At 38.1% G+C, this 13,993-nt stretch carries 8 protein-coding genes; 7 read left to right on the forward strand and 1 reads right to left on the reverse strand.

Annotated elements, in window-relative coordinates:
- Nucleotides 1-328: 328 nt before the first annotated feature.
- The 4 genes from ABU914_RS12805 (at nt 329) to pglX (ending at nt 8,719) form a co-directional block, all read left to right on the forward strand.
- Nucleotides 329-937 (forward strand): DUF1819 family protein, encoded by a 609-nt coding sequence (locus ABU914_RS12805; RefSeq protein ID WP_379670119.1) that lies wholly within the window; start codon nt 329-331, stop codon nt 935-937.
- Complete coding sequence (locus ABU914_RS12810) at nt 934-1,518, forward strand: DUF1788 domain-containing protein (protein ID WP_379670120.1); 585 nt, start codon at nt 934-936, stop codon at nt 1,516-1,518. The genes ABU914_RS12805 and ABU914_RS12810 overlap by 4 nt, the downstream gene beginning before the upstream one ends.
- 11 nt (nt 1,519-1,529) lie before the next feature.
- On the forward strand, nt 1,530-5,087 hold the full coding sequence (gene brxC / locus ABU914_RS12815) for a BREX system P-loop protein BrxC (protein ID WP_379670121.1): 3,558 nt from the start codon (nt 1,530-1,532) through the stop codon (nt 5,085-5,087).
- 71 nt (nt 5,088-5,158) lie between these two features.
- The gene (pglX, locus tag ABU914_RS12820) at nt 5,159-8,719 is read left to right on the forward strand and encodes a BREX-1 system adenine-specific DNA-methyltransferase PglX (RefSeq protein ID WP_379670122.1); all 3,561 of its coding nucleotides are present in this window, start codon (nt 5,159-5,161) and stop codon (nt 8,717-8,719) included.
- A gap of 367 nt (nt 8,720-9,086) precedes the next feature.
- On the opposite strand, the gene ABU914_RS12825 is transcribed toward pglX, so the two are convergent.
- Nucleotides 9,087-9,194 carry a putative holin-like toxin gene (locus tag ABU914_RS12825; RefSeq protein ID WP_379670138.1) on the reverse strand — a complete coding sequence of 36 codons (108 nt, stop codon included), beginning with the start codon at nt 9,192-9,194 and terminating at the stop codon, nt 9,087-9,089.
- 138 nt (nt 9,195-9,332) lie between these two features.
- On the opposite strand from ABU914_RS12825, the gene pglZ reads away from it, so the two are divergent.
- The 3 genes from pglZ (at nt 9,333) to ABU914_RS12840 (ending at nt 13,777) form a co-directional block, all read left to right on the forward strand.
- Entirely contained in the window at nt 9,333-11,885 is a 2,553-nt protein-coding gene (gene pglZ, locus ABU914_RS12830; protein ID WP_379670123.1) for a BREX-1 system phosphatase PglZ type A, read from the forward strand.
- Nucleotides 11,886-12,011: 126 nt separating this feature from the next.
- On the forward strand, nt 12,012-12,800 hold the full coding sequence (locus ABU914_RS12835) for an ABC transporter ATP-binding protein (protein ID WP_379670124.1): 789 nt from the start codon (nt 12,012-12,014) through the stop codon (nt 12,798-12,800).
- A gap of 11 nt (nt 12,801-12,811) precedes the next feature.
- Entirely contained in the window at nt 12,812-13,777 is a 966-nt protein-coding gene (locus ABU914_RS12840; RefSeq protein WP_379670139.1) for an ABC transporter substrate-binding protein, read from the forward strand.
- The last annotated feature ends 216 nt before the right edge of the window (nt 13,778-13,993 follow it).

A 13,993-nucleotide genomic window follows, 5' to 3' on the forward strand; every position in this document is an offset into this window, starting at 1 on the left:
CGTTAGGGTTATTTTCTATCAAGAGTGGATCAGTTTTCAATTGTCATGGTGGATCACTTTTAAGTTACCATATACACTTAACCTATTAATTCTAATTAATAGTTACAAATCTTTGACGAATGTATGCTTAAAATGTTTGTAGTTATCTTTTGAATAGTCATTTAGATTATTAGGGGCGGAGTCGGGTGTTAAAATGAAAGAGAGTTTTCTAAATCAGATAAGAAAGTGCCCACAAAAGCTTGACTCAGTCAAACACTCGTAGATTCTCGTCATAGTTACGGGCATTTGCTATAATAGTAGAAAAATTGGTCTGAAGGATTGGTTACCATTGAAAAAAGAGTTGACGTACAGTTCAACGATTAAAACCCGACCTTATTTTTATATGGAAACGCGAAAACTTGCCCATTATGGGTTGCAAGGTTTGAATAAAGAAGCGTTGCTTGAGAAAGTGATGGTTGAAAACATTTTACAATTTCAAACGGATCGGCGAAAGCGTGAAGTGTTTACATCGATCATGAAGCGTTTAGAACAATTAGATGACGTGCTACTTCATCATCTCGTCAATAGTGACACTGAAACGAGTAAGCTACTCGTCCTTTATAGCATTTTAAAAACCGATCGGTTATTTTTTGAATTCATGAATGAAGTATATAAAGAAAAAATACGTTTGCTTGATATGAGTCTTACGAACCGCGACTTTTTTAATTTTTTCGAAGCGAAACGTCAACAAAGTGAAAAAGTGGCATCGTGGAAAGATTATACGTTTTATAAGCTACAGCAAGTGTATATTCGCATTTTATATGAAGCGGGACTTTTAAAAACGCAAAAAGAACCGCGTGAGTTGCAAGTAGGTATGTTGAACTACACTGTGAAAGAGCATTTGCTTGCGAAAGCAGAGCATACATATATTGAAATTTTAACGGGTGAGCGTGTATGAAAACGATTCAAGAACGTCTGGCAGAAATTTTACCGAAAATTACAGACCCTGCTTTTCGTGAAAGCAAAGGATTGAGCAATGAAGTCGGCTATCATATTTTTGACTATGATCCCGAGCATGAAATGATCGTTCGCGACCATATTGCGTTTATAAAAGAACGTGTGAATAAAGCCGGATCAGACATTTACATTCGTGAGTTTGATCTTTACGAGATCGTCATTGCAATTTTAGAGGAAAAAGGCTATCTACAAAAAAACTTCGAAATGGAACAGCGCAGAGGGAGCGCCTTCGTGTTAAATGCGACACAAAAATCGTTGCGCTTAACGTTAAATAACGATCTCGTCATCCATTATATGAAAGACCGTGTTCAGTCGAATGATATCGTGTTTATTACAGGGGTTGGACGAGCGTTTCCATTCATTCGTTCCCATACGATTTTAAATAACATTCATCGAGCGGTCGGGCGGTTGCCTGTCGTCATGTTTTTTCCAGGAAAATATAACGGTCAGTCGTTAATGTTGTTTAACGAATTGAAAGATGATAACTATTATCGCGCGTTCCCATTAGTTGGTTATCGATAGGGGGTCAAACAATGAAAATTACGAAGATGTTTCGTAAACCGATTGAACGGGATATCCCAGGTGTTATTAAAATCGGAAATGAAGAGGAGAACATTCATCAGGAGTTGGATGAATATGTCGTAACCGATGAAATCGAGCGACATATGCAAGCTTTTTTTGAAGCATATAAAAAAGCGATCACGGGTCCGACGGATGAAGTCGGTGTGTGGATCTCTGGTTTTTTCGGATCAGGGAAATCGCATTTTCTTAAAATTTTATCGTATCTAACAAAAAATGATGTCGTGAACGGGAAGCAAGTCGTCGATTATTTTACTGATAAGGTTACCGATCCGACGATTTTAGAAAATATTAAGCTAGCTGGAAGCGTTGAAAAAGACGTTATTTTATTTGATATTGATGCAAAAAGTGAAGCGGATGCAAAAAATGAAAAAGACGCGATCGTCAAAGTGATGAACAAAGCGTTTAATGAAATGCAAGGTTTTTGTGGGGCGATCCCTTGGATTGCCGATATGGAACGAACGCTTGTTAAAAACGGGGAATATGAAACGTTTAAAGCAACGTTTAAAGACATCTCGGGGAATGAATGGGTCGATTCGCGAGAAGATTTTTATTACGAAGAAGATGCGATTATCGAAGCGTTAACGAAAGCAACGAAGATGAGTGAAGAAGCGGCTCGCAACTGGTTTGAACGAGCGGAACAAGAGTATTCGATCAGCATTGAACGATTTGCAGACCGTGTCCGTGAATATATAGAAGGAAAAAAGCACGAGCATCACGTTTTATTTTTCATAGATGAAATCGGGCAATACATTGGGGAAGATTCACGACTCATGCTAAATTTGCAAACGATCGTGCATGAACTTGGCATAAAATGTAAAGGAAAAGCATGGGTTATTGTCACGAGCCAAGAAGATTATGATTCCTTTTTACAAGTCAAAGGGCATGACTTTTCAAAAATTCAAGGTCGTTTCGATACGAAGTTAAGCTTATCGAGTGCTTACGTCGATGAAGTCATTACGAAGCGACTATTATTAAAAAATGAAGCAGCACAAGATCAGCTTAAAGCGATTTTTCATGAGAAGCAATCGAGCTTGAACAATTTGATCGACTTCCCTGAAAACATGGCGGAAATGAAGCGATATTCGAGTGAACAAGATTTTGTTGACGTCTATCCGTTCGTTCCGTACCAATTTAACTTATTACAACGTGCGATTACGGAAATTGCGCACCATTCAAGCTCAACAAAACACCAATCACGTGGAGAGCGTTCGATGTTAAGTGCATTCCGTGAAGCAGCGATTCAGTATGCTGAAAAAGAAGCGGGAACGTTAATTCCATTTTCGGCATTTTATGGTCCGATGATCGCCTTTCTCGATACGAGTGTCCATCTCGTCATTATTCAAGCTTCGAAAAACTCTCGCCTGAATGAAGATGACGTTGAGATTTTAAAGTTGCTGTTCCTCATTAAACACGTGAAAGAAATGCCGGCAACGATTGAAAATTTAGCGACGTTAATGGTTCATCACATTGATGCGGACAAAATTGAAATTAAAAAACAAATCGAGCGTTCCCTATCTCGACTTTTAAATGAAACACTCATTCAGAAAAATGGCGATGAATACGACTTTCTCACGAACGATGAACAAGACGTCAATCGTGAAATTCGGAACATGCAAATCGATCATGCAGAAGTGATGAAAGAAATCGGTGAAGAAATTTTCCACAATATTTATGTCGATACGAAATATCGTCACTCCCGTCAACACGATTTTGATTTTAACGCACTCATCGATGATCGACCAGTAGGAACACAAGTTCATGACATTGGTATCCGTGTCCTCACACCAGACTACGATGCTGTTCATGAACTGCATCAAGCCGAATTACGAGCGATGTCGTTGCGTGAGCCGAATGTGATCGTTCACTTACCTGTACACCAGACGGCATACTTAGAAGAGATGGTTGAAGTTTTAAAAATTCAAGCCTACATTCGTCGTAAAAGTGGCTCCGAATTATCAGAAGCGATCGAAGAAATAAAATTAAAAAAAGGGAAAGAAGCGGATGAGCGAAAAGGACGTGTGAAGACGTATTTAATTGAAGCGCTTGAACAAGCAGACATTTACGCTAATGGCCAAAAGCTTGACATTAGAGCAAAAAATCCAGCCGAACGAATAAATGAAGGCTTTAAAACACTCATTCACAGCTTGTATGACAAACTTGGTTACGTAAAAGAATTTGCAAGTGAAGAAACATTAAAAGAACTCGTCGAACAGCCAGTCGAGCAACAGACACTCGAAGGCGGTAGCCCGAACGAGCTAGCCATTAATGAAGTGAATAAATTTATTGAACGACTAAGTAAACGCAATCACCCGCCAACCGTGAAAGCTGTGCTCGTTCATTTTTCAAATCAACCGTACGGATGGAACGAGCGTGACACGCAAGCGGTTTTAATCACATTATTCAAGCGCCAAGACATTCGATTTTTATTAAATAGTTCGTACGTTAAACCAGACAATCGTGAATTGCTCACCTACGTTACGAAGCGGGATTACATTGATCGTGTGACGGTGAAAACCCGGGAACGCATTTCCCCATTATTAATGAAAAACGTGAAAGACTTAAGTCGTGATCTGTTCGGTATTACCGTTTTACCAGATGATGAAGACGGATTAATGAATCGGTTTAAAGATTTGTTAAGCCAAGAAAAAGAAAAAATTGCACAATTACTCCAAAAGTATGTTCACCGTTCTTACCCTGGGAAGGAAATTCTCGAAGAAGGTGAGACGCTCATTCAACAGCTCATGTTGATTGATGATGCGATGACGTTTTTTACACGAGCACGCGAATGGCGTCACGACTTTCTTCAATATGCACAAGAGGTTCAACAAGTGAAAGACTTTTTCGAAACGAACCAGTGGGAAATTTACGATAATGCGATGAAGAAGCTCAATATTTTTGAGCATAATCGCTCATATGTTCATGATGAAACGATTTTAGAAGCGGTTAGTGAAATGGAAAGCATTGTTCGACATGTTGAACCGTATTCACGTATTCAAGAGTTACCTGCCCTCTATCAAACGTTCGACGATCGCTTCGTAGATTTACTTTCGGAAGAATGTGAACCGATTCGCAAGCTGATTGAAGAAGACCGTCAAGCCGTTCTTGCAGAGCTAAATCAACATCCCGAAGTGAAAGACATCTTTTTACAAAACGTACTCGATCGCTTCCAGTCATTAAAAGAGCGACTCGACACGGTCAATAACTTCTATGAAGCGATTGCGATGGAAACGGAAAGTGACCGCTTGAAAGTCCGACTCATTCATGACATTCAACAAAAAGTCGTTGAACTCGAACACGAAAAAGCAATGGCTGCCACTCCTAAAGAAGAAAAAGCAGTCGAGCCAGTCAAACCAAAACCGCAAAAACAAATGAAAACATTAAGCAAAACACAAGTGATGCGTGGAACGACTAGAATTGAATCGAAGGAAGACATCGACCGATTTGTCGAAGACTTACGTAAAAAACTAGAGTCTGAGCTTGACGAAAATACGATTATTACGCTTGTGTAGTGAAAGTGTAGTACGAGGAACGATAGCCCGCACGAGCGGGCTTTTCTCAATCGAAGGGGGAAAGTTTTACCATGAACAAATCTGCGATTCGCAATTTTGCAGTGAACGCAAGAAAGAAACTAATAGATGATGTCAAACAGAAAGCGTATCAACTCGGCATAACCGAATCCGAAGTGAAAGAGCCTGAAGTATACCAAGATGGCTTTCGTATCAATCAACAATTTTATAAAAAATATGAAATTAAACAGAGAGAAAAACTTCTCAATCAAATCGAAGAAAAAGGCTTCGAGCACGTCATGGAAGAAGTTGCATACACGTGGTTCAACCGTTTTATCGCGATTCGCTTTATGGAAGTGAACGACTATTTGCCGACAGGAGTGCGTCTCTTTTCATCGATCATCGAAGGTAAAACCGAGCCAGATGCCGTATCGGAAGTTGATATGATCGCTCACGATCTCGAACTTGATATGGATCTCGTCTATCAACTTCAAGATGCCAACGACACAGAAGGTTTATTCAAATATATTCTCGTCAAACAGTGTAATAAACTTGGCGAAATCATGCCTGTCGTCTTTGAACGAATTGCGGACTATACGGAATTGCTTTTACCTGATCAGCTATTATCCGAAGGCTCTGTTATTCGTGACATGGTCGAACTCATTGAAGAGTCAGATTGGAAAAAAGAAGTAGAAATTATCGGTTGGTTGTACCAATATTATATTTCTGAAGAAAATGAACGTGTTATAAAAGCTAAAAAAAGATATAAATCTCATGAGTTACCGTATGCAACTCAACTTTTTACACCTAATTGGATTGTACGCTATATGGTGCAAAACTCTTTAGGTCGTTATTGGATTGAATCACATCCTGAACATCGGACCTTAATAAGCAATTGGGAATTTTACTTGGAAAATTCTGATCAATGGGAAGTAAATCAAGAAAAGTTAGCTTCGTATTTAAACAAGGACCTAAAAGTAGAAGATATTAAATGTTTCGATCCTGCAATGGGTAGCGGTCATATTCTCGTTTATATGTTCGATGTCTTGTATGAAATATATCGAGAATGTGGCTATATGGAACGAGAAATTCCGAGACTAATCATTGAAAACAACTTATACGGATTGGATATAGATGATAGAGCATATCAATTAGCGACTTTTTCAGTCATTATGAAAGCGATGAAATACAATCGTCATTTTCTCCAAAGTATAGAACAAGAAGGCTTAACTCTGAATATAGCTTCAATTCAAGAAACAAATCAACTTACGGAAGATGAAATTATTTTTTTAGCCGGAGAATCTTCTGGTGAAGATTTTGAGAAAATGTATAGCTTTTTGAAGCAATTTCATCATGCAAAAGTAATAGGAGCTTTAATTAAAATCCAATCATTTGACGAGGAGTTTTTAACAAAACGTGTGCATGCTCTTAAAGAAGAACCTGAAACATTATTTAATTTCGACATGAAAGAACGCTTAATACCGCTTTTAGAATCGTTAATTAAACAAGCAAAAATAATGAGTCGACAGTATGATATTTTTGTTACAAATCCACCGTATGCAGGGAATCGGTATGTTCCAAATGAGACTTTAAAAAATATATCTAAGCATTACCCAGAAGTAAAATCTGATTTGTTTTCTTCATTTGTTGAATATAGTTTTAATGCAACAAAACAAGATGGACAAATTGGATTTATGACCCCATATGTGTGGATGTTTATTTCGTCATATGAAAAGTTGCGTAAAAATATCATTGATAACCGAACAATTAGTAGTTTAATTCAACTAGAGTATTCAGGTTTTGATGGTGCAACTGTACCAATATGTACATTTACTTTAAGAAATTATAGTTGTGAAGTAGAAGGCGAATATATAAGATTATCCGATTTTAAAGGTTCAAAAAATCAACCGATTAAAACCTTAGAAGCTGTTAAAAATCCAAAGGTTTATTATCGATATACATTTGCTCAAGAAAATTTCAAAAAAGTGCCAGGTAATCCAATTATTTATTGGGCCAGTAATAGGGTAATTAATATATTTAGTAAAAATAATAAAATTAACGATAACGTTGATACCAAGGTTGGTTTACAAACTGGGAATAATGAACGTTTTTTAAGGTTATGGTATGAAATTAACATTAACAAGATTGGTTTTAACTGTATTAATACACAAATGGCAATTAAAAGTATGAAAAAATGGTTTCCTTATAATAAAGGTGGCTCATATCGGAAATGGTATGGGAATCAAGAGTATGTCGTAAACTGGGAAAATGATGGTTATGAAATAAAACATTTTTTTGATAACCGTGGAAAATTACGTTCTAGACCACAAAATATAGATTATTATTTTAAACAAAGTATAACGTGGTCATTTGTTAGTTCAGCTTATTTTGGAGTTCGATATTCACCTAAAGGGTTTATTTTTGATGTAGGTGGATCTTCATTATTCCCTGAAGATAAAGACATTTATTTTTTAACGGGCTTGTTAACAAGTAAATTAGCTTACTTTTTCTTAATGAATTTAAACCCAACGTTAAATTTTCAAGTAGGAAATGTTGGAAGTATCCCCTTGCCAGATCAAGATCATGATTACAGAATGACGATTGAGGAGATAGTAACAGAGTCAATTAGTATATCTAAAAAAGACTGGGACTCTTTCGAAACCTCATGGGACTTCAAGCACCATCCGTTTATCAATGGCGAACCGACGATAAAACAAGCGTATGAGAAATGGGAACGGGAAGCAGAAGAGCGATTCCAGACGTTAAAAGCGAATGAAGAAGAATTGAATCGGATCTTTATTGATATTTATGGATTACAAGATGAACTCACACCTGAAGTTGAAGATAAAGATGTCACCGTTCGTAAAGCGGATCTAGAAAGAGACGTGAAGTCATTTATTTCCTATGCGGTCGGTTGTATGTTAGGACGTTATTCGCTCGATGAAGAAGGTCTCATCTATGCTGGTGGTGAATTTGATCCGTCAAAGTATACGTCATTTCCAGCGGATGAAGACAACGTCATTCCGATTACAGACGAAGATTATTTTGACGATGACATCGTCGCTCGCTTTGTTGAGTTTGTTCGCACGGTGTACGGTGAAGAGAGCTTAGAAGACAATCTCGAATTCATTGCGGAAGCATTATCAAAAAGAGACAATGAAACGGCACGTCAACGGATTCGTCGTTATTTCTTAAATGAGTTTTATACGGATCACGTGCGTATTTATCAAAAGCGTCCGATTTATTGGCAGTTTGATAGTGGTCGACAAAATGGGTTTAAAGCACTCGTTTACATGCATCGTTACGATTCCAATCTTGTTGCTCGAGTTCGTACGGAATATTTGCACATGTTACAACGAAAATATGAGTCGGAAATGCAGCGGTTAAATGGTGTTATCGATTCGGATGTTTCTAAAACTGAAAAACGAGCAGCAACGAAACAGAAAGAAAAATTACAAAAGCAATTGAGCGAATGTCGCGAGTACGATCAAGTGATTGCGCATATTGCCAATCAACGCATTGAAATTGATCTTGATGACGGTGTGAAAGTGAACTATGCGAAATTCCAAAACATTGAAGTTCCGCAAGGGGAAGGAAAAGCACCGCTAAAGAACAATCTCTTAAAGAAGATATAGTCAAGGAAAGCAACTCAACTGAAGGTTGATAACACTTGCAATTAAGCTTCTTAGTTACTAGTAACATGAAGCAATTTTAATGATCCGAATTTATTGGTGGAAACAATCTTCTTATTTGGAGATTATACAAAACATTATCGTTAGAATTAATATAATCGCTATATTACACTGTGCTTCTAGATCCTTTTTCAATTTTTTGCTAAGTTATATATAATCCGTTACAATTGTGTTATAGTAAAGATGACGAGGTGAGCGAAACACCCCGTCACAAGTAGTTGCATGCCGCCAGATGAGCGGCTGACCAAAAAGAAACGATGTTCACCCATGAAGTAACTACCTCACATTCTTTGGATCAGAGCGGAGGGGGTTACTTCTTTTTATTCGTGACAAGGGTTATGATTCCAACAACAACGGCAAGTGTTGTTGCTAGAAAAATACCAAACTGAATCAATACACTCAGTACATCATATGTCACCAATGATGATCACCCCCTTTCAAAAAGGGAGTGTCAACCGCCCATCCACTTATGCAACTACATGTATTATTTTACCATTTCTAAATAAAAATAGCTATGAAAAGAGGACAAGTGTTCTCTTTCTAGGAGCGAATACAAATGAATGTATCGAAAGTTGAACGAGAATTAAAAGCGTTATTTGAAAAAGAATTAACACATAACCGTAGGCGTCATGTCGTGTTTTGGTATGATGCAAGCGGTGAATTTTTAAATGAAGTGAAAGAACTTGAACTTGATGATGTCCGCATTTGGACGTTAACGGAGAATAATTTATTTGCAACGAAGTATGAGCTTGAAACCGCTGATCCCGATTCGCATTTTCTCATCTATGCGAATATGCCGAAACCGACTCCGCGTGAAGATTGGTTGTTTTTACATTATAAAAATGGCATGGAGTATACGAGCGATCGCGTGACAATGACGATGCGTGAAGTCGGTGTCGAAGACGATCAGCTTCGACCAGTGTTTGAAAAATATTCGACTTTTTTTCGCCGTCAAACACGGAAAGAAACGTTTCTCTCTTTTTCAACGACGTTTGATTCAAAAGAAAAGATTGATTTAGCCGTTTTGGCAACGTTGACGAAAAGTCCGTTTCTCTCTTCAGATGAATGCGTACGTGCGTTATTAAAAGAGGAATTAAAAGAAAAAAATCGCTTTTGGGAAGAAGTTGAAAAGTATGGTGATGTTGCGACATTTTGGCAGTTAATGGAACGTCATTACGGCTATTCGTTAGAAGAGCGAACATTATCTTCGTTATTTTTGTTTTTTATGATGACGTATTTATCAGATCAAGTAGACGTTGACCTGCTCCCGAGCGAGTGGCAGCCGTACATTTCTAGTCGACCGATGAATGTCATTGTCTTTATGAATCAATGGATGAATCATACGACAGATCGTGAAGTATTCAATCAGCTCGCTGATCGATTCGCTGAGCAAGTACATATTAATTTAATCGTAGAAAATTGGGCGATCGATGCGATTGTGCAAGCAGATGGTTTTCGGCAATTTGATGAAAAAGTCATCGCTTACTTGCAAGAACAGCTCGTTTATGACGTCAATCAATTTGCGTATTATAAAGACATTTTGACGGAACGACGTCGTTTACATTGGTACTCAGAGTTTCAAGCGGAATATGAAGCGATTGAAAATGGACGGTGGTTGCTTCAGTTCGTTCAAGAAAAAGATAACTATATCCCTGATCAATCGGCGTACGATCTTTTTCAAGCGTATGCTTCCGATTATTATCGCGCGGATTTATTTTACCGAAAGTTTTATACGGCGTTTGACCGGATTGAGCGAAAAGAACGTCTCTTTCCGTTGCGAGAAAAAATCGAGAATGTGTATACGAATTGGTATTTGCAAGAGTTGTCGATCAGGTGGACAAATCGACAAAATAAAGAGCTCGTTCCGACGTGGACGATTGCTCGGATTGCACAGCAAACGCAATTTTATCAAACGTACATTGAACCAATCATTTCGTCTGATGAACGTGCATTTGTGATTATTTCTGATGCTCTTCGTTATGAAGTAGCGAAAGAATTGATGGATGTATTAAACAATGAGCGTAAAGCGTCGACTGATTTGCAAGCGATGCAAGGGGTGATTCCTTCTTATACCGAATTAGGAATGGCAAGCTTGCTTCCACATGAAACGATTGAATATGTAGAGGGTCACGTCGTTGTCGATGATATTCGAGCGCAAGGGTTAGAAAATCGCAAGGCGATTTTGCAAAAGCATGTGAAAAATGCAGTAGCGTTTACATTTCAAGAGTTAATGGCGAAAAACCGTACTCAATTAAGAGAATCTTTAGCTGGTCAGAAGCTCATCTACATTTATCACAATACGATTGATGCAAGAGGGGATCATGCGGCGACAGAAGTTGGTGTATTTGAAGCAGCGGAAGCAGCTATTCACGATATACGTCGTCTCGTCAATCAACTCGTCAATAATGTCAGTGCATCGAATATTTTTATAACAGCCGATCATGGATTTCTATATGAACGACAACGGTTGGAAGAACGAGATAAACTTCCGAAGCATGTGGAGGAAGCGATTCGAATCAAACGTCGTTACGTTTTGTCACAGCAAATACGAACGAAGCAAGAGGAAGGGACGCTTACTTATGAAGTCCATCACCTCCTCGATCAACGCACTCCGCTGTATGTGACGGTTCCGAATGGAACGACTCGCTTTTCCATTCAAGGAACGGGGGCGAACTACGTTCATGGTGGTTCGATGTTACAAGAAATCGTCATTCCTGTCATTACGTTTAAAAATGATCGGAGTAAATTCTCGAAAAATATGATTCAATATGTCGATGTAAAACTTACAACTCCATTACGAAAAGTAACGAATCAAGTGATATATTTGGAATTTTTCCAAACAGAAAAAGTTGAGGAAAAACGACTTCCACGTACGTTTTCCCTTTATTTTATCGATGAAAATGGAGAACGTGTTTCAAATGAAAACTTGCTCATTGCTGATAGTGAGTCATCCGAACCAAGTGAACGGACGTTTAAAGAAAAGTTTGTGTTTAGAACGATGTCATACGAACGAGAAATAGAATATTACTTAATTTTAAAAGATGAAGCAACAAATGAAATTTATGATAAAGTCCCGTTTACGATCGATTTTTTGTCTGAATTGAATTAACTTATTAACCGAAGTGAGTGGAATACAAAAAGGATTCCCTCACTTTTTATTTTTTTAAAAAAACTTGTTGCTTTTTCCAATAAAGTAAAATATACTTATAATACCCATTAAAATTATATGAATTATATGCATAGGGTGATAAGTGTGATTGATGTTCGAAATATTTCGAAATCGTTTAAAAGTAACGGGGATGTTTTTACTGTTCTTGAAGATGTTTCGTTCCGAGTTGTGGAAGGAGAAATTGTAACTCTTCTCGGGCAAAGCGGATGTGGGAAAAGCACACTTCTGCAAATTATCGGTGGGTTTTTACAAGCAAATCGTGGCTCAGTTTTATTTAATGGGAATGAAGTAAAACGCCCAACGAAGCAATGTTTGATGTTATTTCAACAGCAGAATTTACTTCCGTGGCGGACTGTGTTAAAAAATGTGCTGCTTGGCTTAGAAAACGAAGGGATCTCTGCAAATGAAAAACAAAAACGAGCGATAGAAGCGCTACAGTTTGTTGGGCTTAGAGATCATATGGAACAGTTTCCGCATCAATTGTCTGGAGGGATGCAGCAACGCGTGGCAATAGCAAGAGCGTTTGCGATGGAGCCGTCCATTATTTTAATGGATGAACCGTTTGCAGCACTTGATACGTTTAATCGTTACAAATTACAAGATGAACTTTTGAACATTCAAGTGAAGAAAAAATCGACGATTCTGATCGTTACTCACGATATTGATGAAGCTGTATACGTATCTGACCGCGTGCTCATTATGCAGTCTAATCCAGGCAGAATATTTAAAGAAATAAACATCAAATTATCGAAGCCACGTGACCGTACACATGATGATTTCAACTATTTTCGTAAAAAAATACTTGATGAATTTGCGGTTAGCGGTGAGCGTCCACAATTAGAATATACGATTTGAGGTACGTCATGATGAAGAAAATTTATATTCCTTTTCTTGTATTATTCCTACTATTAGTTTCTGCTTGTGGGCAAACAAGTGGAACAGAAAAGATTGAAAAGCCGACAATAAAAATTGGATATTTACCAATTACTCATGCGGGTCCCTTATATTTAGATGCTCATCTTCATCATGGAGAATTTGAAAACTATTCGATTGAAATGGTGAAGTTCGGATCATGGCCAGATTTAATGGATGCCTTAAATACGGGGCGAATTGACGGAGCTTCGGTTTTAATTGAACTGGCGATGAAAGCGAGAGAGCAAGGAATCGATTTAAAAGCAATTGCGCTTGGTCATAAAGATGGAAATGTCATGATCACATCGAAAGAGATTGAAAAAACAGAAGATTTAGTCGGGAAAACGTATGCCATCCCGCATAAGTTTTCAACTCATAATCTACTCCTTAATGAAATGATGAAAAAAGACGGTTTCACATATGAAGATGTTAACGTTGTCGAAATGCCTCCTGCTGAAATGCCAGCAGCATTAGCCGAAAATAGAATTGCTGGTTATGTTGTTGCAGAACCGTTCGGTGCTCATTCAGTCGTGCTTGGTCATGGGAAAGTGCACTATCATTCTAACGAAATTTGGCCAGATTCCTATTGTTGTGTTCTCGTGCTTCGAAACGATTTTATCCAGCAACATGAAGAAGTAACCCATTCTTTTGTGAAGCAATATGTAGAATCTGGAAAACGAGCAAATGAGAGGGGAAAAGAGCTGTTTGAGTCATTCGCTACATTTATGCAAGTCGATGAAGAAGTGCTCGATCTGTCGTTGGAGTGGATTTCATTCGCTGAGTTACGTATTGAAGAAGAGGAATACAACAAGCTAAGTCAATTTATGGTTGAAATGGGTTTATCTGAACAACCACCAGCATATGAAGATTTTGTCGATCATTCGTTTATAGAGGATGTTCAAAACGTTCGGGAACGATAGGTTGCGAATCTCTTTGCAACGTCTCAACTAAGCAATTACCACATCTAAAGACTCGGCACTAGCTAAGTTTTCTTTAACAGCTTGCGCTTACGTGATTCACGTATAGGAATTAATGTTCTTCTGCCAAACACGTGCAAGTCTTTTGATGCACAGGATGTGCCACTGCTGTCGTTCTCACAGGAGTCAAATAATGATTCAGCGAGTATGCTGCTGTGA

Origin of the sequence: Pueribacillus sp. YX66, assembly GCF_041725775.1 — a bacterium.
In the GTDB taxonomy this organism is placed as follows: Bacteria; Bacillota; Bacilli; order Bacillales; family UBA6769; genus Pueribacillus.

What these genes read in the sequence shown, in the direction of transcription:
- pglX (WP_379670122.1), top strand. Translation starts at nt 5,159, where the DNA reads ATGAACAAATCTGCGATTCGCAATTTTGCAGTGAACGCAAGAAAGAAA.
- ABU914_RS12835 (WP_379670124.1), top strand. Translation starts at nt 12,012, where the DNA reads ATGCATAGGGTGATAAGTGTGATTGATGTTCGAAATATTTCGAAATCG.
- ABU914_RS12810 (WP_379670120.1), top strand. Translation starts at nt 934, where the DNA reads ATGAAAACGATTCAAGAACGTCTGGCAGAAATTTTACCGAAAATTACA.
- ABU914_RS12840 (WP_379670139.1), top strand. Translation starts at nt 12,812, where the DNA reads ATGAAGAAAATTTATATTCCTTTTCTTGTATTATTCCTACTATTAGTT.
- pglZ (WP_379670123.1), top strand. Translation starts at nt 9,333, where the DNA reads ATGAATGTATCGAAAGTTGAACGAGAATTAAAAGCGTTATTTGAAAAA.
- brxC (WP_379670121.1), top strand. Translation starts at nt 1,530, where the DNA reads ATGAAAATTACGAAGATGTTTCGTAAACCGATTGAACGGGATATCCCA.